Source organism: Psychrobacter sp. GP33 (genome assembly GCF_014119005.1).
Classification (GTDB): Bacteria; Pseudomonadota; Gammaproteobacteria; order Pseudomonadales; family Moraxellaceae; genus Psychrobacter.
The window spans coordinates 376,850-399,920 of record NZ_JACGYX010000003.1 but is presented as its reverse complement, the minus strand read 5'-3'; the positions used below and the strand labels follow the sequence as shown (position 1 = coordinate 399,920).

Sequence of the window (23,071 nt, the reverse complement as noted above, 5' to 3'; positions counted from 1 at the left end):
TTAAGAAAACACATTTTTAGCCAGCAATCTTAGCGCAGCCTTGACCACTGATTTCGCTAAAGCCGCCAGCGATTTTTTTGACTTTAATCTGAGTCATAATACGCTCTTTTAATGCCGGTACGTGGGAGATAATTCCGATAAGCTTACCCTCTTGTTGCAAATTGGTGAGCGTGTCTAAAGCAATATCAAGCGACTCTTCATCTAAGGTACCAAATCCCTCGTCTAAAAACAGCGAGTCGACGCGAATATTTTGGCTGGCCATTTGTGATAAGCCCAGCGCTAAAGCAAGACTGATAATAAAGCCTTCACCGCCGGATAGGTTTTTAGTACTGCGCACCTCACCGCCTTGATAATTATCAATGACGTTTAATTCCAACGCATTGTGCTCATCATGAATAAGTAAATAGCGGTCGCTCATTTTTGCCAGCTGTTTATTGGCATGATTAATCATTACTTGAAAGGTTAAGCCCTGCGCAAAGGTACGGTATTTTTTGCCATCCGCTGAGCCTATCAGCTCGTATAGTTGCTGCCACACTTGCATGGTCTGTTTTTGTACTTGAATCGCTAAATTCTGTTCCAGCTGAGCATTTTTTTGCTGCTCATTGGCGGTTAGTTGTTGCTGCATCGCGCCCATCTCTGCAATTCTGGCATCGATAGTTGCTTGTAATTGCGTGCCCTTATCAGTAAGCGTTTCTTTTGGCTCAAGGGTTTTTGGCGTGGCAAGCTGTTCATTTAGTGACGTTTGGATATGATTCATTTGTGTGTTGGCGTGATTTAATGCTTGTTGAATAGTAGACTGGCTCTGTCTTAGGTCATCACGTTCTTCTTTTGCTAAGCGTGCCTGCACAAAGTCGGCTTCAGTAGCGAACTGTGACTGGGCTAATAACGTCGCAAAAGTGTCTGCTTGCGCGTTCAAGGTTTGGCTAGCTAGAGTCAGCTCAGATGATAACTGCTGTATGCGTGCTTGTAGTTGCGCTGTCACTTGCTCGGCGCGTTCATAATGTAGCTGCGTCAGCGAGTGTTTTGCCTTTGCCTCATCAACCGCTGCTTGTAAGCGCTCGGCTTCTTCATCTGGATGCTTAGTGGCAAATATCTGTGTGCGCTCATTTTGCAGGGTATTAAACGCTGCAGTACGGGCGTTGATAAACGTCTGAAGCTTGTTTAGCTCACTATTATCATTATCCAACTGTGTTTGCTTGGTTTCAATTTGAGAATGTAGGGTGCTAAGTGCGTTTAGCAGATTATTTTGCGTGTCTTTTTGATGATAAAAATGATCTTTTAACTGTAATAACCGACTGTGCTGCTGGCGTAAATGATCTAAATGCTCATTATAATCCGTGCTAGGCAATATCGTTTGTTTGCGAATACTGTCGATTAAAGGTTTTATGAAATCTTTATAGTCTAATCTGAAGTCTAAGCGGATACCTAAAATAGCATTTTCTATAACTGAATCTACATCTGGCTTGCCCGTTGCATAGTTATCAAGGATAGCTAACAAGGCTGCAAGAACGTTCGCTAACTCAGTAAAATTAGCCGTGATGCGCTTTGCAACGTCCTCTGTTTTTTGCGCATTAAGTTGCAGTGCGGTGGTGTGCTGATTGAGGTCAGCTGCGCGCGCCTGTAATTTTTGTTCTGCTGTAGCAATGGTGGCACTGATATCGTCACTCGTTTGTGTCAGTGTATCGTAATGCATTAAGGTGTTTTTAATATTATTTTTTTCTTGCATTAGACTGTGTTTGGCAGTGCCCAATAATGATAATAAATGCGCAATGCTTTCACTGATACTTTCACTATCGACTAATCCGGACTGTACCTGACCACTCAAGGTGGTGATGGTATTTACCATTTTCCGAAGCGGATTACGTATTGTATCAACGCTTGCTAAAACATCTGCCTCTTTACTAAGTAAAGCGGTCAGCTCAACTTGAATATCGCTATATAAAGTCTTTGCTTGCAGGTGTAGCGTTGTCAGTTGTTTTTGCTCAATAATAAGGCGATTTTGTGTAGTGGCATAATTGATATTGGCTTGTGATAAGTTTTTTTCTAAGGTATCAATATGTTTATCTAATTCGGCAATTTGCGTTTGCGCCTGAGCCATTTTTGAAGGTTTATACTCAATGCTATTGTCAGACTTATTATTTACCACATTATCCAATAAGGGATGCATGCGGTTTTTATCAATATAAGGGTGCTCGATAGAACCGCAGAGAGGGCATGGCTTACCCGCTTTCAGCTCAATGATATAATCTTCGAGCGCGGCAACTTTTTGTAGCAGACTTATATATTCTTGTTTGTCTTTATGCTGCTGCTTAGCGTCAATAAGGTCGATTTGATGCGCACTGACTACATCTTGAAGCGTCTTTAAGTCTTGCTCAAGGCTAGGAAGTAGCTTTTTTGTGCTATTAAATTGGTTTGATAATGTGGTCAGCTGCTGCAACTTGAAATCGATACGTTCAAGCTTCGAGCTGCGCTTATCGATATCCTCTTGTTGGCGGCGCATAGTGCTGAGTGAGCGGTCTTGGAGCAACTGGTTTTGCTGCTGTTGTACGAGGCTAAGCGCAGACTTATTTTCTATAATTTGTAACTTATCTGCCGTTTGCGGAGCATATAAGTCATTAATAAGGGATTGGAGCTGGCACGCTTGAGCTTGCTGCGTCTGCTGACTTGAGTGTAATGCCGCATTATCTTGTAACAGCAATTTTAAGCGATTACCGTGACTGTTAAACAAGGCAATATCGGTATCAAGCGCTGTCAGCTGTGTATGGTTCTCAAGGTAATCCGTGATAGGAATAAGCTGATTTTTGCTGTCCTCTACACTATGGTGATGGTTCTGAATGTCGCTAGATAATTGACTGATGTGGCTTGCCAGCGACTGTTTACGCTCATTAGCATCGTTAAGTAAGCGTGATTGTTGGCTGATATCGGCATCTAATGCGCGCGCTTTTGTAATGATGGGTAAGGTATCGCGTAACTCTGCGCTGGCTTGCGCCTGAGAGGTAGTCGCTGCTTGTAAATCTTGAGTCGCTTGCGCTAGTAATTTTTGCTGCTTGGGTAATTTATCCGTTAACCCTGTTTTTTCAGTGCTCAACTGTGTGACTTTATCACGATTATAAACCAGCTCTCGAAACGGGCTATCTATCTCCAGCGCTTTATTGGCGGCATCCAAGCGCGCAGCATTCGGCATAAAGAACTGCTCGTCTTGTTCAGCAGTTGACAATAGCGCTTGATAGTGACTTAACTGGTGCTGTAAATCCGCCACTTTATCCAACCATTGCAATTGCTCACTAACGGCTTTCAAGGCTTCGCGCTCACAAGCTTGCGACTGTTCATGAGTGTGCATCTCTTCTATCAGCTGCGCTTCTTCCTCACTGCTTAATAACGGCAAGCTATCAATGCCAGCTTGTAAGGTGGCAAGTTTATGATCCTCTTCACGTTTTTTTTCAAAGACGTTTTTAGAGATTTGCGCGTAAATCGCGGTGCCGGTGATTTTCTCTAAAATAGCGGCTCTATCGGCAATATCTGACTTTAAAAAGGCGGCAAAACTGCCTTGTGCCAGCATAATAGAGCGGGTAAATTGCTGAAAATCCATTCCGATTAACTGTTGAATATAGCTTGCGGTCTTAGACTTTTTTTCTTCCAATATTTTTTGGCTGACCACGTCACTGACTTCATGCTTGATAGGCAATAAGTTACCCTTGGCTTTTTTATGCGCCCGATGCTGATACCAAGAACAGCGGTAATGCCGATCACCGATTTCTATCACTACTTCGGCTGAGCACTCACCAGTACCTTGGGTCATCATCTCATTGGTTGAGCCTGTGATGTCGCCAAGTCTTGGTGTACGGCTATACAGTGCCAAGCAAATGGCGTCCAAAATCGTGGTCTTGCCAGCGCCCGTCTGACCAGTAATGGCAAAAATCCCTTCATTCACAAAAGCGGGGTCAGTGAAATCAATATGCCATTCACCTTTTAGGGAATTGAGATTTTTTAGGCGCAGTTCAATCAGTCGCATGGGCAGGTCTTATCAGTTGGGTGAACGCTAAATGCTGTAAAATAGGTGGTATCGTGCTGGATTTTATTCTGCGTGATGATCTTCATCATAAATGGCATGAATAATCTGCTCGTAAGCGCTACGTAAGGTCAGCTTTTGCGCGTCGGTGACTTCATTAACCCGTAAACAGCGCTCGAACACTTCCATCTCATTTAAGTCTTGTAAGGTTTCAGACGCCAGTTCTTGATTGAGTACATTATGATACGTGCGTGGGTTTTTTATCTTTAGTATCTCGCACGGCAACCCTGTCACCATACCATCAATCTGCTCACGTAAATCACTAACCATATCTGCACCAGTATAAATCACCTCAAGCCAAATGGGCTCTGATAGTGGGTGTGACTGGGTTAGGGTTTGAAGAGTCGATTTAATCGTCACTAAATCACCTGAGACTTGTGCCAATTTCTGAAAACAAGGAATGCATAGGGCGGACACGTGCATCTGCCTTGATTTATCGTGGTTGAATAGATTGTGTTCTAATAATTGGGCTTCATCGGTATTTACTGTTTTGCTTGGCGCAACCTCTACCGGTTCCACTGCATCAAAACCAAATAAATCATTCGTGAAGTCTTGCGTTATGGGTTTGCGCGAGGTTGTTTTTTGCGATAATGGAACTTGATGACCATCATCATTTGATGTAGACGGATTTGATTCTGTGAATGCATCTACTTTGCCAAATTTTACCAATAAAACCTGCTTTTGCTGGCGTGCTTCACCAAAACCCATAGCAAGAGGTGAGCCAGAATAACGGATATGATCGCGTCCGCCCACGCGCTGCGGCACATGCAAATGCCCAAGCGCAACATAATCAAAATAGGGACTGAACATTTCCGCAGAGATTTTCCCTAGGTTACCGACATACAAATCTCTAACGCCATCGTCAGCTGTAGTACTGCCACCTGCAGCAAATAAATGCCCAGTGGCAATAATGGGAATATGACGTGCGTAGGTTTTAACAATATCTTGTTGATGCGCTTTGGCAACATTAGCCACCGCATCATAATGGGCGCAAATACCACTGATAACGCTGGCATCTTTACTGTCCATCGACTCGCCAGCACGGCTGCTGCGCACATCGCGGTCGCGCAAATACGGTACTGCGGCAATAATACAATAAGGTAGATTACTGTTATCGTGCAAAATCAATACTTCATCACTCACGTCTTCACAAGCGGTGCCGACAACATGCACATTTAAAAACTTTAACAGCTGGCTTGGGGCATCTAAAAAGGTTGGGGAGTCATGATTGCCAGCCACGATAACCACATGCTGGCAGCAAGACTTGGATACCGTGCCCAAAAACTCATAATACAACGCTTGAGCACGGTTACTTGGTGTCATGGTATCAAAAATATCACCAGCGACAATAAGTACATCTACCTTTTGATCGGTAATGGTATCCGTAAGCCAATTTAAAAAGGTGGCAAATTCATCGTAACGCCTGCGCCCATAGAGTCTACGCCCCAAATGCCAGTCGGAGGTATGGAGGATGGTTAAAGGTATGGTGGCGACTACGGACATAGTTAGACTTAATTAAGAAGTGAGGACAGTGATTATTCTAGCAAGAATTGGTGGGGTTTGCTGCATAAGACAAGCGGTATATATAAGTACACATAGCAAAACCCCCACCAGTGCAATGACGAGTGAGGGTTATTATATAAATGAAGAACTTCTAATTTTAACCAATCACCAACTGCTCGAAGCTGTCGGCCGCTTTCAGCTCGGCTACATTTGCAACCATTGATAAGGCATGGGCTTGCTGGCGAGAAAGGTTATCCTCTTTTGGAGTAGCTGCTGAGCCTCCGCGTAGCCAATTCTCATCTGTGTCACTAACATTTTGATTGTGCTGCTGGTGATTGACGTTATACCAAGCCAAGTCATGATGCAGTGCCACCACATCGCCCATAATCAGTAGCGCTGGCGTTGGCAATTGCGCTTGTTCTTGCAAGGCAACAATCGTGCCAATGGTGCCGGTCAACACTTGCTGATTGGTCATACTGGCATTAGAGACAATCGCAATAGGCGTATCGGCAGCGCGCCCAGCATCAATTAAGCCTTCGGTCAAACGGGCTAGTGAATGCAGCCCCATATAAAAGACCACCGTCTCATCGGTATTAAGGAAGTTTTTAAAGTTGCCATTTGGTGCGCCCGCCTTTAAAAATCCAGTAACAAAGCGCACGGATTGAGAATGGTCGCGGTGGGTTAGCGGAATACCAGCATAACTGGCAGCCGCATTTGCCGCCGTAATGCCCGGTACAACTTGATAAGGGATATGATGCGTGCGCAAGCTTTCAATTTCTTCGCCACCACGCCCAAAAATAAACGGATCACCGCCTTTAAGCCGTACCACGCGTCGACCTTCTTTTGCTGCATTGACCAGTAATTCATTGATGCCCAATTGCGCCACGGCATGATTGCTGCGTTTTTTACCAACAAATACTTTATCAGCATCACGGCGGCACAAATCAAGCACTTGTGGCGAGACTAACGCATCATAAAAGACGATATCCGCTTGCTGCATTAACCGTAACGCTTTAAAGGTTAGTAGCTCAGGGTCACCCGGTCCTGCACCAACAATATACACTTCACCAACCGGCTGTTTTTCTGACTGAATTACCTCGTTTTTTTCTTGCAACGATAAGGTCTGGACGTTTGATAACTCTGCACTTTTACTAATCTGCGCGGCAGTATGGTTCAAATCTGCTTGTAATTGCGCGGCTGCTTGGGTTTCATTGCCGGCAAACATCAGCTCACTAACTTGACCTTCAAAGGCGCGTTCCCAAAACTGGCGACGTCCGGTAAGAGTCGGTATTTTGGCTTTAACCTCGTGACGAAATTCGCCAGCAAGTTTTGCTAATTTGCCATAACCTTGTGGAATGAGGGTTTCAAGGCGGGCGCGTAGTAAACGCGCGAGCACCGGCGCTTTACCGTTGGACGAGATACCAATAACAATCGGGTTGCGATCAACGATGGCTGGGAAAATAAAGTCGCATAAATGCGGTGTATCGACCACATTCACCGGAATATTTAATTCGGTAGCGTCGGCATGAATTTGATGATTTAGCGCTTCATCATCGGTAGCGGCAATAATCACACGCGACCCTGTCATATAGGTTTTATTGTAGTTCTCGTAAATCAGCTCATGCTTATTATCACTGCTATCATTAGTGAGCAAAGCTTGCAGTTCGGCACAGATACTCGGCGCAAGAATCATGATACATGCGCCAGCACGGCTCAGCAAATCAGCTTTGCGTAAGGCCACGTCACCGCCACCAACGATAAGCACTTTGCGACCTTCTAATTTAAAAAATAGCGGAAAGGTATTCATAGTATTACCAATGATTCAATTTAATATATATAGCTATTATGAATTATCACATGCGGCGGCTCACGTAGCGTATTGGCATTAGCATATTCCATTTTTTAATGTGAGTAGTAGTTTATGCGGGGAAAAGGAATAGCAGTGAGGAAATTGGTATGTTGTATTTGACAGCCGTATTAGAAGGAATAAAAAAACCCCCGCTTACATTATATAAGCGGGGATTTTACTGTCTGTTAAAACTTATTTTAACAGCGCTTTTTAGCAAACAAGCTTATAGCTGAGTATGCAGACCACATTCACGGTGCTCTTCTACTTTAGTAGGGTCAAAGTAGTCAAACTCGTTCGGTAAGCTGTTTTCTTCTAGATATACGTCTAAATCGGCATCGGTTTTTTCAAACAATGGCGCTACTTTTAACACGCCATCTTTAGACAAGCTCAGTACATCAAGATTCTGACGGAATTCAGTTTGGTCTTTACGAATGGCATTGAACCACACGTCAGGCTTTAACTCATCAAGGGCTCGGCGGAATGGCTCAAGTTTAACTTGGTCAGTGAATTCGTCATGCAATGGGTTGTCAATACCCGGAATACCTTCCATCGTTACATCGCGATGCGCCGCAGTTTGTTTTGGGATATAAGTGATTACGTTTAGATTTAAATCACGGATAACTTTATTAGCAAACTTATAAGTGGCATCAGTGTTGTAGCCAGAATCCACCCATAAAACAGTGATATCAGGGCGCTGTTTTGCCACCAAATGCAAAATTGCCGATTCATACGGACGGAAGTTAGTAGTAATGATTGGATTTTTAGCTTGGGTTAATGCCCATTCAACAATTTGCTCAGGCGTTTTGCCTTGCAAGTCTTGGTTGGCTTGGTCGATATCTAAATTTGAGTGTAATTGGCTCATGATAAAATCCTAGGTTGATAATTGATTAAAAGTTGCTTGGAAACAACGAAAAATTTAAGAACAATAATTTAAAAGCAATAACGACTTATAATATATTTAAGAGATTAATACTAAACGCCTGCAAACATCGGTAAAGCAGTCGCATCTTGACCATCATAAGAGCTGGCAAGGGCAGTGAATGCTTGGCTAAGACCGCCCTCAACACCCGATTGCACATCATGTTCGCTGAGCACAAAGCTATCAGCGCCAACCCGTAGCAAATAGGCAATTTGATCGCGACCAAAGGCGCCTGCCATGCGAATCTCACCTTTATAACCTAACTGGCGTAGCGTTTGGGCAAAGCTAAAGCCGCGACCATCAGCGAAGGCGGGCACATGAATAACAATTAGCGCTTGCGTTAATAAAAAATCACGCAAGCCTACCAACACATCGGTATCCGTATTCGCGGTCATCCAAAGCCCTAAACGACTGGTATGTTCGGTTAAGAGCGCATAAACCTGTTGTAATAGTCCGCTGGCAAGTTCGCCTGTTGGTTTTAATAAATCAGTAAGGGGAATCAGAATATCGGGTTTGTCTTGCTTATGCAGCAGCTCGCTCAAGGATAGCTCAGTGAGAGCTACGCCATCTGGCAGCTCAGACGTGGTCAGTGCCTGCCATGTATCTTGACTACTTATATCAACACCTTGGCTGTTTAGCACATGATGATTACCCATAGACCTTCTCCTTAAATGGGGCAATGCCAACGCGATCGACCAGATCACCAAAGCGTTCTACCTGGTTATCGCTATCGCCGCGCAGCTCAAGATAAGTATCTAAAATAACTTGTAGGGTGCTGGCAACATCGTCAGCGGCAACTGCGCGACCCAATATTTTGCCCAGCTTGGCATCATTGCTTGAGTTACCACCCAAGCTGATTTGATACCAATGCTCACCTTTTTTATCAACACCCAAGATACCGATATCGCCGGTGTGGTGATGGGCGCAGGCATTCATACAGCCTGACATATTTAGGCGGATATCGCCCAAATCGTAGAGATAATCGAGGTCATTAAACTGCTTTTCGATTTGCTCAGCGATATTATGCGTGGTGGCATTCGCCAGTGAGCAGTAATCCCAGCCGGGGCAAACAATCATGTCGGTTAAAGTATTAATATTGGCACGGGCTAAATGTAGCACTGCCAATTGCTGCCACAGCTCATACAAATGATTGATTTGTACGTCAGCAAAGACGAGGTTTTGCTGATAAGTACCGCGCAACTCGCTAAAGCTATAACGATCAGATAGGTCAGCTAAGGCGTCCATTTGATCGGCATTGACGTCACCAGATGGGATGTATTTATCATCAACCAAGCCAGCTTTAAGAGAAATCACTACCGCACGGTAGCCTGCAACTTTATGCGCAACGGTATTTTGGGTATACCAATTGGCAAAATCTTTATCCGCACTCAGTTGTTGTTGCAGCTCAGACTGTACCTGTAGCGCATCAAACGACTGATAATCAGGCGCAGTAAAGAAGCTAGCAGCAGTAGCAAAATTATCGTCATTTAAGGTCAGCGCGCCATCTTTGGTATGCGCTTCCCATTCGGCATCGACCAGTTTGGCAAACGCTGCCGCGCCCATGCTTTCTACCAAGATTTTGATACGGGCTTTATATTTATTATCACGGCGACCATGTAAGTTATACACGCGCAAAATCGCATCAAGGTAGCTAAGCAAATGCTGGCGCGGTAAGAACTCATTAATGGTTTTACCAATCACTGGCGTACGACCCAAGCCGCCACCAACCAACACTTCAAAACCTATCTCACCGGCTTCATTTTTCTTCACATGCAAGCCAACATCGTGGACTTGCGTGGCAGCGCGGTCATTTTCCGTACCAATCACGGCAATTTTAAATTTGCGCGGTAAAAAAGCAAACTCAGGATGAAAGGTTGACCACTGACGGATAATTTCACAATACGGACGCGGGTCAGCGATTTCATCTTGATGAATACCGGCATACGGGTCAGTGGTGGTATTACGAATACAGTTACCCGAGGTTTGAATCGCGTGCATTTGCACCGATGCTAAATGCGCCAAAATATCTGGCACATCTTCCAATTTTGGCCAGTTCAGCTGAATGTTGGTACGAGTGGTGAAATGCCCATAACCCTTATCATACAAGCGGGTAATCTCGGCCAATTTGCGCAACTGATAGCTGGCAAGTAAGCCGTAGGGAATGGCAATACGCAACATGGGCGCGTAACGCTGAATATAAAGCCCGTTTTGCAGACGCAGCGGTAAAAACTGCTCTTCTGGTAGCGAGCCGTCCAAAAAGCGCTGAGTTTGGTCGCGAAATTGGGCGACTCGTTCCTCAACCAACGTTTGATCAGCATAGTTATATTGATACATGACGTAATCTCAATTTCAAATTTAAAAAAGCGGATAGCAAAAAGATAGGGTAGCAAAAATGAAACAATAAACCATGGGTTAAAACACGGTAATAGTGAAAAGTACCAACAAGAAGTACGAACAAAAAGTAATAAAAATAATTTTCGTGTATTGCCGTCAGTTTTTGGCATGTTAAAACGGCTCAACAACCAAACAGCTTTACATCATATAAGCTTAATGTTTTAAAGATAAATTCCTTTAAGTCATATCCATAGTAAAACACAGCATAAATTTTCATAACGAAAGTTAGGTAGCCTATAGGCATCCGCTAGTTAGCGACTGCTTATGCAAAGATTAACCAAAAACATCAAGCAAAAATGAATCAATGGTAATTTCACCCAATTTTCCCTCTGTTTAGGATTCTCATGACCCAACTTGCCGAAACGACCTCAAAAGACACTATCTCAAAAAATACGTCAAAACTTGTACCACCTCATGGTAGCAAAGAGCTAAAGCCGTTATTATTAACCGGTGACTTCCGTGCTCAAGCGCTCAAGCTTGCCGCAACTTTACCGAAAATCACATTAAGCTCACGCGAGCGCGGTGATTTGATTATGCTGGGCATTGGCGGCTTTACGCCACTTGATGGCTTTATGAATCAAGCCGATTGGCAAGGCGTGGTCGATAATATGCGTTTGCAAACCGGCGCGAATGCGGGTTTGTTTTGGCCAATCCCGATTACCTTATCTGCGCCAAAAGCCACTGCTGATAGCCTAAATAAAGGTGATAAAGTTGCCCTAGTTGCCGAAAGTGGCGAGATTATGGGTGTCTTAACCGTTGAAGAAACTTACACTATTGATAAAGAACATGAGTGTCAGCAAGTCTTCACTACCACTGACAGCGAGCATCCAGGCGTTCAACAAGTCCTCAGCCAAGATGAGGTGAATATTGCCGGTAGTGTAGAAGTACTCAGCGAAGGCGAATTCCCAACCTTGTATCCTGAAACGTATAAAACCCCTGAGCAAACTCGCCAAATCCTTGCGGATAAAGGCTGGAAAACGGTTGCGGCTTTCCAAACACGTAACCCCATGCACCGCTCACACGAATATCTTGCTAAAATCGCAATTGAGATTTGTGACGGGGTCTTGGTTCATTCGTTACTTGGCGCGCTAAAACCAGGTGATATCCCTGCCGAAGTCCGTCAAGAAGCGATTAAAACGTTAATCGATAATTACTTTAAACAAGATACTGTAATTCAAGCGGGTTATCCGCTAGACATGCGTTATGCCGGTCCACGTGAAGCATTACTCCATGCACTGTTCCGCCAAAACTATGGCTGTAGCCATCTGATTGTTGGGCGTGACCATGCGGGTGTTGGCGATTATTATGGTGCCTTTGATGCACAAACCATCTTTGAGAAGTTAGAAAAAGATGACTTAATTACTCAGCCGTTAAATATTGATTGGACGTTCTGGTGTAATGCGTGTGGCGCGATGGCATCGAGTAAAACTTGCCCGCATGATGCGTCACAGCACGTCAAAGTATCGGGTACGAAGTTGCGTAAGGCATTATCAGAAGATGAGGAAGTGCCAGACAACTTTAGCCGTCCAGAAGTCTTAGAGATTTTGCGCCGTTATTATGCCAATATCGCCAAGGAAGAGCGTGCTGAAGTGAAACTGGTTGGTGCGTCTGCAGTATAAGTTCGACTACGTAGATGAAATACGAAAAAGGTAGCAAACGCTAGGTTTGCTACCTTTTTTATTTTTACTGTCACATCATCGCAACCGTATTCGAGACTGATGAAGTTAATTCAGGTAGCTTGATGCTGAATAAGTATCATTAAATTGATCACAGAAACAGTGTTATACGCAGAGATCATGAACGGTAATTTGATTTTGATACTTACTGGTAGGACCATATCCACCCTCTGAGCCAACCATTCCAACGACGCAAGTAGTAAAAAATTTAGAGTAGTGCCTTTGTCCCATTTTTTCTGATGCTGCCATCAATAGCTGCTTCGGATCCGACACATAATATAACGTACCATTAGCTTCTAGTTCATGAATCTCAAAACTTCTTTTGAAATCTCCACGTAGTGTTATATCTTCTGCAGCTTTCTTTACTGCCGAGTTCGGCGCATTGCTTGGGGCATTGTTATCTTTGTTTTCTACGGAGTCATTACGATTAGACACTGCATGACTACAGCCTATCATCGCAACTATAAGCAGCATAACACCAATGATGGACAATTTAAGCTTGAGCATTTAGACCTCTCTAATCAATCATCGCTAAACTATTTTAAACGACTTCTTTCGTAAAATGTTATCAATAAGGTACATGCTGCAGCGGACAGTATCATTACAGGTAGACGACATCTATTTAACTCAATACCAATTGGCTTGCCAGCTTTTGATAATCACCCGCTAAAGTATCACCCCCTGAACAAAAATAGTGTAGAGCCATTTTATCTTGGCTATCAATAGTCAGTTTACCGTCCTTAAACTGCAAAAAAGTCACGCTATTATTAGCCACAGTCTGAAAAATCACGCCATGTGCCTGATCTTGCCCCATTAATGTCGCCTTGCCATCATAGCTGCAACTGGGATTTTTAATATCGCCGCGTGCGCGCACTTTAATGTCAATTTCTGCGTCACCAAACGGACGTACCATCACTCCGACCCAGTCATAACCTTGCTGACGTTTGCTATAGCCGTCAGTCGCGTAATCACCGATAACCGTTTGCACCGCTGGTGTGAGTTTGCTTTGTGTTGATACTGTGGTTGGCGCTGATATTGCTGCTGACAGTGGCGTAGATACGCTGTTTATTTCAGCACTCGTGTTTGTATGAGTGGAGATGCCGCTTTGACATCCAGTTAAAAGCATAACACCAGTGATAAGGGCAGTAGATAGCAAAAAAGGGCGTGTCTGTAAACGTGATGCTAGGGGAAATAGGGTCATAAACGTACCTCGGTAAGAATAAGGAAATAGGACTTGGGCATAACGATGCCAGCAATAGCAATAAGTCAAAAACGCTCAGCCGCCACCTTGGTAAAAACGAGAACAAAAAAATTCCCTTAACCTTTGCTATATAAGGCTTATCGTCTTATTGCATAACCAGTTTATCATCTTGACTATTAAAGAATAGCTAATAAACGTACTTATGCCAAGTTAATCACTTGATAAGCGCTTTTGTCACTAAGCGATATCCGTGCAAACTGCTAGCATAGCTTTCATGGTCAGCAGCGTGCTTACTTCATTCTTGCCGTGCCTATTAACCGCTTGAATGATAAAACCTAAGCCACGTCTTTACCATAGCTTTTAATCTGAAAATTTAAATTATAACCAATAACTGATGCCTTAATAATGGGCGCACCTTTTTTATCCCGTTACTTTTAGAGAGAGCCACCGATGCCACATATTACTAAAGCTGCTATTCATAAAGATGCTTTATCTCATCACACAACGCCTATTTTACAGGCAGCACAGACTCGCATGGCATCACGTGCAGTATTGATGGGTGGCGCGCTCACAACTGTATTATTAATGAGCGGTTGTAACCCCACCGAAGCCAAAAAAGAGCAGGCGTCTGGGGATAATACGGCAGCAGCTGAGAACAAAGATATCAGCTTACTGAACGTCTCATACGATGTGTCACGCGATTTTTATAAAGAATACAACCCGCTATTTACCAGCACGTATCAAGCTCAGTATCCCAATAGTGAGGTTGATATCAAGCAATCACACGGCGGCGCTAGTAAGCAAGCATTATCTGTGGCGAATGGTCTACAGGCAGATGTTGTGACCTTAAACCAAGAAAGTGACATGAATATGCTGGTTGAAAAGGGGCTGGTAAAAACCGATTGGCGTCAAGCATTTCCAGATAATGCTGTCCCTTATAGCACCACCATGGTTTTACTGGTGCGTGACGGTAACCCTAAACAAATCAAAGACTGGAACGATTTGGCGCGCGCCGATGTCGAAGTGGTCATGCCGAATCCAAAAACCAGTGGCACTGCGCGCTATGCCTTTTTGGGTGCCTATGGTGCAGGATTACACCAGTTTAAAGAGTCAGTCGATAAGCCAACCCAGACTAATGACTTTATGAAAAAGGTACTTTCAAACGTGGTTACCTATGACAATGGGGCGCGTGCAGCGACCACTAGCTTTACCCAGCGCGGCTTAGGTGATGTATTGATTACCACAGAAAATGAAGCGCATTTGGTAGCAACGCAGCATGCCAAAGGTAAGGTTGAGATTGTTTATCCCAGCTACTCCGTTAACATTGATAATCCAGTGGCAATCGTGAGTTCAGTGACTGATAAAAAAGGCTCTACCGCCGCTGCAACTGCCTATCTTAAAGCCTTGTGGGACAAACCAGCACAAGAGCTCATGGCACAACTGTATTTACGTCCTAGCAATAAAGAAGTGTTAGCCGCCCATGCTGGTACGCTAAAAGACATTCAAACTTTTGAGCCAGTCGCCGTATTTGGAGCTTGGGACAGCATTATGGATAAGTTTTTTGTGGATGGAGCGTTGTTTGATAAATTGGCAGTAAAGACAGAAAAGTAAGGCAGTTAATCTCTAATTTAATAACAGCCTAAATCAATCATCATAAGAAGTGCTTAAAACCCCAACTGGCTGATCCTGATCATCAGCCAGTTATTCATTTATAAAGCCAAAAAAACAATCGCCTATAGAATAATACGGCACTAAAAAACAACTATATTTTTTCATTATTCCATTTTGGCAATAATATACGCATATTCATCATTAAAGATAATAAGCTTGCGCTGTTAGCATACTTGCATTCCCCTAGACATTGATCACCTATCTATTTGAGGCAATTATGACATCATATCGCGCTGCTGACTTATCCACTCATACCGCCAAAAGCAAACGCCGTGCGGTTCTTGGTGTAACTGGTGTTGCCTTAGCCCTTGGCTTGACTGGCTGTAGCAATAATAACAATGATACAGCTGCAACAGCACCCAATGCTGATGGCACGCCAGCTGCGACTGAAGGTCAAAATATTGAGCTGTTGAATGTCTCTTATGACGTGGCACGTGACTTTTATAAAGGTTACAACCCACTGTTTATTGAGCATTATAAAACTGAAAATCCGAATGCCAATATCACCGTCAACCAGTCTCATGGCGGCTCTAGCAAGCAAGCCTTGTCGGTTGCTAATGGCTTACAAGCGGACGTGGTTACCATGAATCAGGGTTCAGACGTTGAGCTGCTTGAGAAAAAAGGCTTGGTTGAAGCCGATTGGGAAAGCAAATTCCCGGATAACGCCGTTCCTTTTACCAGCACCATTGTATTTTTGGTGCGTAAAGACAATCCAAAAGGCATCAAGGATTGGGCAGATTTGACCAAGCCGGGTGTTGAGATTGTCCTTGCCAATCCAAAATCAACCGGTAATGGGCGTTATGCTTTCTTAGGGGCATATGGTTATGGTCTACACGCATTTAATAATGATGATGCCAAAACTCAAAACTACGTCAAAGACGTACTAAAAAATGTCAAAGTCTATGAAAATGGCGGTCGCGCTGCTACGACGACCTTTGTCCAGCGCGGTATTGGTGATGTTCTTGTTACTTTTGAAAATGAAGCCAATCTTGCTGCCACTCAGTTTGGCGCGGGGAAAGTCGATATCGTTTATCCTAAATATTCGATTAAATCTGAAAGCCCAGTCGCTATCGTCAAAACAGTCACCGACAAAAAAGGCAGCACGGCAGCAGCAAAAGCCTATCTTGACTATTTATGGAGTGAGCCAGCTCAGCAATTAGCCGCTGATCTTTACTTGCGTCCTAGTGTGAAAAGCGTTCTTGATAAAAACGGTGATAAATTACCACCTATCGAAACCTTCCGTCCAAATGATACCTTTGGTTCGTGGGATGACATCATGGGTAAATTCTTTAGTGATGGTGGCGTGTTTGATAAATTAGCGGTCAATCCACCGCAGTAAATAACCGTCATAAAAAGATAAGGACAGGGCGTCATTGCCTGTCCTTATTGCCGTTACTCTGTTAGCTAATTTATGCTGGCAAGCTGTTTTCACTTTCTTTCTTGCTTTATTATTTTATCTCAATTATAGAGCTACTCTGAATGATGATGCTTTGAGCTCTAGAACCCTAAATAATACGATTCCTACAATAAATAATAATACCCATTACTAATCCCATGCTATGCGCCACGACATGGACTTTTGATATATGCCAGCAGATAGGCTATAGGACTTTACTATGAGTGTTACCCCTTCTCAAGCCAGCAAAGCGACTCACAAAAAGGGCTGGTTAACCCGCTTGCGCCAGCGCAATGTGCTGCCAGGCTTTGGTCTGAGTATGGGCATTACGGTCTTTAGCTTATCGTTATTAGTCGTGTTGCCGTTTGCGATGATGGCCTATACCACAACGCAAATGGGCTGGACAGGATTTTGGGAGACCATCAGTCAGCCACAAGTTGCCGCAGCGATTAAGCTGAGTATTTGGATGTCGTTTTTGGCAATGCTTACCAATATGGTATTTGGTACGTTGGTGGCGTGGGTATTGGTGCGTTATGAGTTTTGGGGTAAGTCGTTAATTAATGCGTTGGTTGATTTACCTTTTGCTTTACCAACGGCGGTCACGGGAATTTCGCTTGCGACTTTATATGCCCCGAATGGTTTAATCGGGCAATGGTTTGATAAGTTTGATATTCAAATTGCCTTTACCCCAATTGGTATTTGGTTGGCTCTGGTTGTTGTGAGTTTTCCGTTTATTGTCCGTGCTGTGCAGCCGGTATTGGCTGAATTGTCCGTTGAATTTGAAGAGGCGGCAGCGGTACTAGGTGCCAATCGTTTAACGACGTTTAATAAGGTGATTTTGCCTGAGCTATTGCCAGCGTTATTGATGGGTGCGGGCATGATGTTTGCGCGGGCAACGGGCGAGTATGGTTCGGTAATTTTTATTGCGGGTAATATTCCGATGCAATCAGAGATTTTACCGTTGATTATTATCAGTAAGCTTGAGCAGTTCGATGTGCAAGGCGCATCGGCAGTGGCGCTATTTATGCTCCTTATCTCCTTTGTGATTTTATTAACCATTAATATAGTGCAGTGGAAACTGTCGCGCCGCGTAGGATCTCGCTAATATGCAAATCGCCAATAGCTACGACTACCAAAGTAACCCTGCGACCAAAGATACGCCGTGGATCAGACGCATTTTTATCACCATTGCCGTGTTATTCATGATTGTGATGTTGGTCTTTCCGCTGCTAGCCGTGTTTTATGAAGCCTTTAAAGGTGGCTGGCAGCTTTATGTTGCCTCGCTGGTTGATCCTGAAGCGCTGCAAGCCATCAGACTCACGCTGATTACCGCAGCGATTGTGTTGCCGATTAACATGGTGATGGGTATAGCGATTGCGTGGCTGGTGACCCGTTATCATTTTAAAGGTAAGCAGCTGGTTACCACCTTGCTTGATTTGCCGTTTTCTGTGTCGCCAGTAGTTGCAGGTTTGATGTTCGTGTTGCTATTCGGACTGAACTCTACCATTGGCGGCTGGCTTGAGAGCATGGGCTTTCAGGTTATTTATGCGGTGCCGGGTATTGTATTGGCAACGTTGTTTGTAACTTTTCCGTTTGTCGCGCGTGAGCTTATTCCGTTAATGCAAACTCAAGGTGACTCGGAAGAACAAGCAGCATTGACTCTTGGCGCAACTGGTTGGCAAACGTTTTGGCATGTGACACTGCCTAATATAAAATGGGCGCTGTTATATGGTTTGATTTTAACCAATGCACGGGCGATGGGTGAGTTTGGCGCGGTCAGCGTAGTTTCAGGTCACATTCGCGGCGAGACGAATACCATGCCGCTATTGGTTGAGATTGCTTATAATGATTATAACTTTACCGCCGCTTTTGCTTTATCGAGCTTGCTTGCTGCTTTAGCCTTAGTAACGCTGTTGGTACAGCAAGTAATGACCAAGCTACAAGAGCGTAAATTTGCCAAATCTGAACGCTTAGTAAGTGCGCCTGAATTGCCAGTTAGTGCCAATAGCACCATCCCCACGCAGCCAAATGAGTAGCTAATCAGTAATTCATAAGTGACTGAAGCGCACCTTTTAATACTAAAGATAATGGCTAAGAGCAATCGTTAAAAATAATAAGAGACCATGCTATGAGCATTGAGATTAGAAACGTTAATAAGAAATTTGGTAATTTTACTGCCCTAAATGATATTAGCATCACCGTACCCACGGGTAAATTAACCACACTTCTTGGACCTTCAGGCTGCGGTAAAACCACCTTGTTGCGTATCATTGCCGGTCTTGAATATGCGGATTCTGGGCAGATATTATTTGATGAGCTGGATGTGACCAATACGCCTGTTCAAAAGCGTCATATCGGTTTTATGTTTCAGCACTATGCGCTGTTTCGCCATAAAAACATCGCCGATAACATCGCTTTTGGGCTGACGTTATTACCAAAGGCGGAGCGCCCCAGTAAAGCTGATATCAATAAGCGCGTGGCTGAGCTGTTAGAGTTAGTACAATTGCCGCAAGTTGCCAACGCTTATCCGCACCAGCTATCGGGCGGTCAGCGGCAGCGTATTGCGCTGGCACGGGCACTTGCTGTTAAGCCAAAGTTATTGTTACTTGATGAGCCCTTTGGTGCGCTGGATGCCAAAGTTCGTAAAGAGCTGCGCACCTGGCTAAAGAACATCCATCATGAGCTTGGTATTACCAGCATCATGGTTACTCACGATCAAGAAGAGGCGCGTGCGGTTTCCGATGAGATTGTAATTATGAATCACGGTATTGTTGAGCAGGTTGGCACCTCAGAAGAGTTGATTCATCATCCTGCCAATGCCTTTGTGAGCGATTTCTTAGATTTGGTATAATATAATCCTAAAAATCGGTGCTTTAACCAGATTCACATTACTATTCTGCCGCTACTATCAAAAAGACTTCATTTCTTATGAGGTCTTTTTTTATGGCTTTTGTTGACAGCGTATAATGACTACTAACTAGTCATAATAATGAAAAAATTAAATAATTGATTAATTTGTTAAAAGTTATTGTAAATGGTAATAATTATCGTTATTATAATGGTCATTAACTCATACGTTTTAAGATATTGATTATTAAGCCAATAGATGCCGGACTGATATCCATCAGCACAGGCAACTATCTCGCTAGGAGCCCACACATGTACGTTTGTATCTGCAATAACGTGAAAGATAAACAAATCAAAGCAGCTATTGCTTCTGGTATTGATACCCTTAATGGTTTAAAAGATACGCTAGACGTTGCAACGTGTTGTGGATGCTGTGAGCCGATGGTCAATGATTATCTCGATGCGCATCATGCTAAGCTGGATATGTTGGCATTTGCGGTTTAACAGCAGCCGATTGCTAGGGCATTTTCATTGATGACATGCTCTTTTAAGAAATAAGCCTTATTGAAAAAGCATTACTTTTTAAATAAAGTAGTGCTTTTTTGCATTGTTAACTCTTAATACTATCAATAATGTTATATGATTTTGCGCATTTACTTATTATCAATAGTCTATGCTGCTATTATTTATTACAATAATAGGAAGTAACGGTTAATGTAGTGATGGCTGGTTATGGTTATCACTTACCATCTTATTCTTAGTTACTAACGTTACAAGCCATAATTTACCGGTATGCTACACTAGCTGTCTTACAGGTAAGTCGTTTTGAGTTTGGATTATCGATTTTTACTAAGCAGTTCACTTGCCAAGTTGTTGTTGCGGTTTTGATGAATTAGACATCAAGCAGTCGGTCGTAAGAGAAGGGCAGTGCGCTGAATAATAAGGGAGTACACGTGATGATAGGCAGCCAAAAAGTTATTGATTATTTAAACTTCTTACTCGGTGGTGAGCTTGCTGCTCGTGACCAGTATTTTATTCACTCTGAGATGTATGCAGAATGGCATTTCGGCAAGCTGTATGACCGTATCAGCCATGAGATGCATGACGAAACCTTGCATGCGCAAGCGATTATCCGCCGTATTTTAATGCTCGGCGGCAAACCAAATATGAAAGTGAATGACATTCATATTGGTGCTACTGTGCCTGAGATGCTGCAATTTGACCTTAATCTTGAGTATGAAGTCCAACAACATTTAAAAGATGGTATTGCGCTTTGTGAAGCAGAGTATGATTACGTCAGCCGCGAGATGCTGGTCGTCCAGCTTAAAGACACCGAAGAAGATCATGCCCATTGGCTTGAGCAGCAGCTCCGCCTTATCGATATGGTAGGTTTACCGAATTACCTACAAAGCCAAATGGCTGAAGTATCGCCCAATCTTGTCTGACCATAATTTTCTTAAGCAGAAGATGGCGATGGATTCAATCCGGAAGTATGAGCTTTAAGGTATTTATAAGGGAGAAAGAGTATGCAAGGTGATAAAGAAGTTATTCAAGCACTCAACAAAGTACTCGGGCAGTCATTAATTGCCATTAATCAATACTTTTTGCATGCACGGGTGGCGCGCCATTGGGGTTTAGAGGCGCTAAATGACAATTTTTACCATCAGTCCATTCAAGAAATGAAATGGTCAGATGATTTGATTGAGCGTATCTTGCTATTAGAAGGGCTGCCAAACCTCCAAGATTTAGGCAAAATCCTGATTGGTGAAGACGTTCCAGAAATCATTGATTGTAATTTACGTTTAGAAAAGCAGAAATTTTCTATCATTACTGACGCCATCATGTTGTGTGAGCAGCGTCAAGATTATGTGTCACGCCAGCTGTTGGTAACACTAAAAGACGGTAATGAAGAGTATGAAGATTGGCTGGATACGCAAGAAGATTTGATTAAAGAAGTTGGGTTACAGAACTATATCCAGTCACAAATGGGTGGCGATAAAGCGCCTTAATTTTCATCTGTTTTAAAACTTAAAAATTGTACAAACAGCCAGCATCTATTTTATTCATATAAATATCTGCTGGCTTTTTTAGGTCTGAAATTTAGGTTTAATTTTTTAATATAACCCTTGTCCATCTTCTGGTTTTAGGCGTAAAAAATGCAGACCGGAGAGTATGGTTAAGATACCAAGCAGCCAATAGGTAATATGAAAGGCGGTAAGCGTATCAATATGAAAGCGCTCGCGCATAACGTTTAGCATCGCTGCGCCAAAGGCAATACCAAAACTGATTGCCAGCTGTTGATTGACCGCCATTAAGCTGTTACCACTACTGGTCTGCGTCCCTTGTAAATCGCCAATGGTAATGGTATTCATCGCGCTAAATTGCATCGAGTTACAAGCGCCCATTAATGTAAGGACAGGGATAAACCATGGCCAGTACGCAGGGTCATTAAATTGTGCCAATAAAATAATCAATATGCCTAATAATGAGGTGTTGTATGTCAGCACTTTACGGTAGCTATAACGTTGGATAATTTTACTGACAAACGGCTTTACGCCAATCGCGCCAACGGCAATGGGTGCTAGTAACCAGCCTGCTTGTGAAGGCGTGAATTCAAACACCACTTGCAGCAGTAACGGCAGCAAAAACGGTACCGCACTGATACCGAGACGGGTAAATAAGTTGCCAACAATACCGATGCGAAAGGTGCGGATACCAAACAGACTCAAAGGAAAGAGCGGTGCTTGTCGGCGCTTTGCATGCCAAACATAGGCGATAAGTAGAATAAATGCTGTTGCCGCCAATAACACACCATAAAGACCTCGACCAGGCTGCGCCCCAAACTCAACAGCAAGGGTAAACCCACAGGCAGCTGCTGCAAACAAAATAAAGCCTGACCAGTCTAAGCGCTGAGTATCCTCAAATAATGCAGGAACCAACTTTTTGCCTAAGATAAAGCCAACAATTCCCATTGGGATATTAATCAAAAATATCCAATGCCAGCTGGCGTACTGTACCAAGTAGCCGCCCAATAACGGTCCGACTAACGGCGCAATGAGTGCCGGAATCACCGCAAAATTCATCACGGTTAATAGCTGATTGCGCGGATAGGATTTCACCAAAATCAGCCGGGCGACAGGCGTCATCATCGCACCGCCCAGCGCTTGAATCACCCTTGCACCAATTAAAAAGTCTAAATTGGTCGCGGCGGCGCATAATAGTGAACCAATACAAAATATAATTATCGCGGATAAAAATACCCGCCGCGTCCCATATTTATCTGCTAAAAACCCACTGATAGGAATAAAAATCGCCAGCGTTAACGCGTAGCTAATTACTGCCAACTGCATTTTTAAGGGCGACTCTCCCAATGCTTGTGCCATTTGCGGTAGTGAGGTATTTAAAATAGTGGCATCTAAAATTTGCATAAACAGCGCCACCGCCAGCACATACGGTAGATATTTATTTTGGGTTGCTGTTAAGGTTACCATAGAACCGCCAGTGTTGTTATTTGCGCCACGCTTGTCATTATCAATATTGGCATCG

18 protein-coding genes are annotated in these 23,071 nt (G+C 43.5%); 9 read left to right on the top strand and 9 right to left on the bottom strand.

What is annotated here, in order from left to right; translation table 11 throughout:
• Positions 1–16 precede the first annotated feature (16 nt).
• From H2245_RS06425 to H2245_RS06400, 6 genes are all read right to left on the bottom strand, one after another.
• A complete protein-coding gene (locus H2245_RS06425; protein ID WP_182406546.1) occupies positions 17–4,012 on the bottom strand; it encodes an AAA family ATPase in 3,996 nt (1,331 codons plus the stop codon).
• Positions 4,013–4,075: 63 nt separating this feature from the next.
• Positions 4,076–5,572: an exonuclease SbcCD subunit D C-terminal domain-containing protein gene (locus H2245_RS06420; protein ID WP_182406545.1), complete on the bottom strand. Its 1,497-nt coding sequence runs from the start codon at positions 5,570–5,572 to the stop codon at positions 4,076–4,078.
• Between the two features lie 157 nt (positions 5,573–5,729).
• A complete protein-coding gene (gene cysG / locus H2245_RS06415; protein ID WP_182406544.1) occupies positions 5,730–7,379 on the bottom strand; it encodes a siroheme synthase CysG in 1,650 nt (549 codons plus the stop codon).
• A 265-nt stretch (positions 7,380–7,644) separates the two neighbouring features.
• Positions 7,645–8,283, bottom strand: a complete 639-nt coding sequence (locus tag H2245_RS06410) for a phosphoadenosine phosphosulfate reductase family protein (RefSeq protein WP_182406543.1) — start codon at positions 8,281–8,283, stop codon at positions 7,645–7,647.
• 110 nt (positions 8,284–8,393) lie between these two features.
• A complete protein-coding gene (locus H2245_RS06405; protein ID WP_182406542.1) occupies positions 8,394–8,996 on the bottom strand; it encodes a DUF934 domain-containing protein in 603 nt (200 codons plus the stop codon).
• Positions 8,989–10,674 (bottom strand): nitrite/sulfite reductase, encoded by a 1,686-nt coding sequence (locus tag H2245_RS06400; RefSeq protein ID WP_182406541.1) that lies wholly within the window; start codon positions 10,672–10,674, stop codon positions 8,989–8,991. The genes H2245_RS06405 and H2245_RS06400 overlap by 8 nt, the downstream gene beginning before the upstream one ends.
• A 404-nt stretch (positions 10,675–11,078) precedes the next feature.
• Between H2245_RS06400 and sat the strand changes: the two genes are divergently transcribed.
• Positions 11,079–12,353, top strand: coding sequence for a sulfate adenylyltransferase (gene sat / locus H2245_RS06395; protein ID WP_182406540.1), 1,275 nt, complete (start codon positions 11,079–11,081; stop codon positions 12,351–12,353).
• A gap of 162 nt (positions 12,354–12,515) precedes the next feature.
• Here the strand turns inward: sat and H2245_RS06390 are convergent, their stop codons facing one another.
• Together H2245_RS06390 and H2245_RS06385 are read right to left on the bottom strand one after the other, a co-directional pair.
• Complete coding sequence (locus H2245_RS06390) at positions 12,516–12,884, bottom strand: hypothetical protein (protein WP_182406539.1); 369 nt, start codon at positions 12,882–12,884, stop codon at positions 12,516–12,518.
• Positions 12,885–13,032: 148 nt separating this feature from the next.
• Positions 13,033–13,611, bottom strand: a complete 579-nt coding sequence (locus H2245_RS06385; RefSeq protein ID WP_182406538.1) for a hypothetical protein — start codon at positions 13,609–13,611, stop codon at positions 13,033–13,035.
• A gap of 450 nt (positions 13,612–14,061) precedes the next feature.
• Here H2245_RS06385 and H2245_RS06380 point away from each other — a divergent pair, with 450 nt between their 5' ends.
• The 8 genes from H2245_RS06380 (at position 14,062) to bfr (H2245_RS06345) (ending at position 21,534) form a co-directional block, all read left to right on the top strand.
• Positions 14,062–15,222 (top strand): sulfate ABC transporter substrate-binding protein, encoded by a 1,161-nt coding sequence (locus H2245_RS06380; protein ID WP_404944662.1) that lies wholly within the window; start codon positions 14,062–14,064, stop codon positions 15,220–15,222.
• 277 nt (positions 15,223–15,499) lie between these two features.
• Positions 15,500–16,621 carry a sulfate ABC transporter substrate-binding protein gene (locus H2245_RS06375; RefSeq protein ID WP_182406537.1) on the top strand — a complete coding sequence of 374 codons (1,122 nt, stop codon included), beginning with the start codon at positions 15,500–15,502 and terminating at the stop codon, positions 16,619–16,621.
• Positions 16,622–16,898: 277 nt separating this feature from the next.
• The gene (gene cysT, locus H2245_RS06370; RefSeq protein ID WP_182406536.1) at positions 16,899–17,783 is read left to right on the top strand and encodes a sulfate ABC transporter permease subunit CysT; all 885 of its coding nucleotides are present in this window, start codon (positions 16,899–16,901) and stop codon (positions 17,781–17,783) included.
• 1 nt (position 17,784) lies between these two features.
• Positions 17,785–18,714: a sulfate ABC transporter permease subunit CysW gene (cysW, locus tag H2245_RS06365; RefSeq protein WP_182406535.1), complete on the top strand. Its 930-nt coding sequence runs from the start codon at positions 17,785–17,787 to the stop codon at positions 18,712–18,714.
• A 92-nt stretch (positions 18,715–18,806) separates the two neighbouring features.
• Complete coding sequence (locus H2245_RS06360; RefSeq protein WP_182406534.1) at positions 18,807–19,529, top strand: sulfate/molybdate ABC transporter ATP-binding protein; 723 nt, start codon at positions 18,807–18,809, stop codon at positions 19,527–19,529.
• Between the two features lie 308 nt (positions 19,530–19,837).
• On the top strand, positions 19,838–20,029 hold the full coding sequence (locus tag H2245_RS06355; protein ID WP_182406533.1) for a bacterioferritin-associated ferredoxin: 192 nt from the start codon (positions 19,838–19,840) through the stop codon (positions 20,027–20,029).
• Between the two features lie 452 nt (positions 20,030–20,481).
• Entirely contained in the window at positions 20,482–20,970 is a 489-nt protein-coding gene (gene bfr, locus H2245_RS06350) for a bacterioferritin (RefSeq protein WP_182406532.1), read from the top strand.
• Between the two features lie 81 nt (positions 20,971–21,051).
• A complete protein-coding gene (gene bfr, locus H2245_RS06345) occupies positions 21,052–21,534 on the top strand; it encodes a bacterioferritin (RefSeq protein WP_182406531.1) in 483 nt (160 codons plus the stop codon).
• 105 nt (positions 21,535–21,639) lie between these two features.
• Here bfr (H2245_RS06345) and H2245_RS06340 read toward each other — a convergent pair whose 3' ends face one another.
• Positions 21,640–23,016 carry a DHA2 family efflux MFS transporter permease subunit gene (locus H2245_RS06340; RefSeq protein WP_182406586.1) on the bottom strand — a complete coding sequence of 459 codons (1,377 nt, stop codon included), beginning with the start codon at positions 23,014–23,016 and terminating at the stop codon, positions 21,640–21,642.
• Positions 23,017–23,071 lie beyond the last annotated feature (55 nt).

Bases quoted from the DNA above. Each gene is read 5' to 3' on its own strand.
- H2245_RS06380 (WP_404944662.1), top strand. From the start codon at position 14,062: ATGCCACATATTACTAAAGCTGCTATTCATAAAGATGCTTTATCTCAT.
- H2245_RS06420 (WP_182406545.1), bottom strand. From the start codon at position 5,572: ATGTCCGTAGTCGCCACCATACCTTTAACCATCCTCCATACCTCCGAC.
- H2245_RS06385 (WP_182406538.1), bottom strand. From the start codon at position 13,611: ATGACCCTATTTCCCCTAGCATCACGTTTACAGACACGCCCTTTTTTG.
- H2245_RS06375 (WP_182406537.1), top strand. From the start codon at position 15,500: ATGACATCATATCGCGCTGCTGACTTATCCACTCATACCGCCAAAAGC.
- cysT (WP_182406536.1), top strand. From the start codon at position 16,899: ATGAGTGTTACCCCTTCTCAAGCCAGCAAAGCGACTCACAAAAAGGGC.
- H2245_RS06355 (WP_182406533.1), top strand. From the start codon at position 19,838: ATGTACGTTTGTATCTGCAATAACGTGAAAGATAAACAAATCAAAGCA.
- H2245_RS06405 (WP_182406542.1), bottom strand. From the start codon at position 8,996: ATGGGTAATCATCATGTGCTAAACAGCCAAGGTGTTGATATAAGTAGT.
- H2245_RS06410 (WP_182406543.1), bottom strand. From the start codon at position 8,283: ATGAGCCAATTACACTCAAATTTAGATATCGACCAAGCCAACCAAGAC.
- H2245_RS06390 (WP_182406539.1), bottom strand. From the start codon at position 12,884: ATGCTGCTTATAGTTGCGATGATAGGCTGTAGTCATGCAGTGTCTAAT.
- H2245_RS06340 (WP_182406586.1), bottom strand. From the start codon at position 23,016: ATGGTAACCTTAACAGCAACCCAAAATAAATATCTACCGTATGTGCTG.
- sat (WP_182406540.1), top strand. From the start codon at position 11,079: ATGACCCAACTTGCCGAAACGACCTCAAAAGACACTATCTCAAAAAAT.
- bfr (WP_182406531.1), top strand. From the start codon at position 21,052: ATGCAAGGTGATAAAGAAGTTATTCAAGCACTCAACAAAGTACTCGGG.
- H2245_RS06400 (WP_182406541.1), bottom strand. From the start codon at position 10,674: ATGTATCAATATAACTATGCTGATCAAACGTTGGTTGAGGAACGAGTC.
- H2245_RS06425 (WP_182406546.1), bottom strand. From the start codon at position 4,012: ATGCGACTGATTGAACTGCGCCTAAAAAATCTCAATTCCCTAAAAGGT.
- H2245_RS06360 (WP_182406534.1), top strand. From the start codon at position 18,807: ATGAGCATTGAGATTAGAAACGTTAATAAGAAATTTGGTAATTTTACT.
- cysG (WP_182406544.1), bottom strand. From the start codon at position 7,379: ATGAATACCTTTCCGCTATTTTTTAAATTAGAAGGTCGCAAAGTGCTT.
- bfr (WP_182406532.1), top strand. From the start codon at position 20,482: ATGATAGGCAGCCAAAAAGTTATTGATTATTTAAACTTCTTACTCGGT.
- cysW (WP_182406535.1), top strand. From the start codon at position 17,785: ATGCAAATCGCCAATAGCTACGACTACCAAAGTAACCCTGCGACCAAA.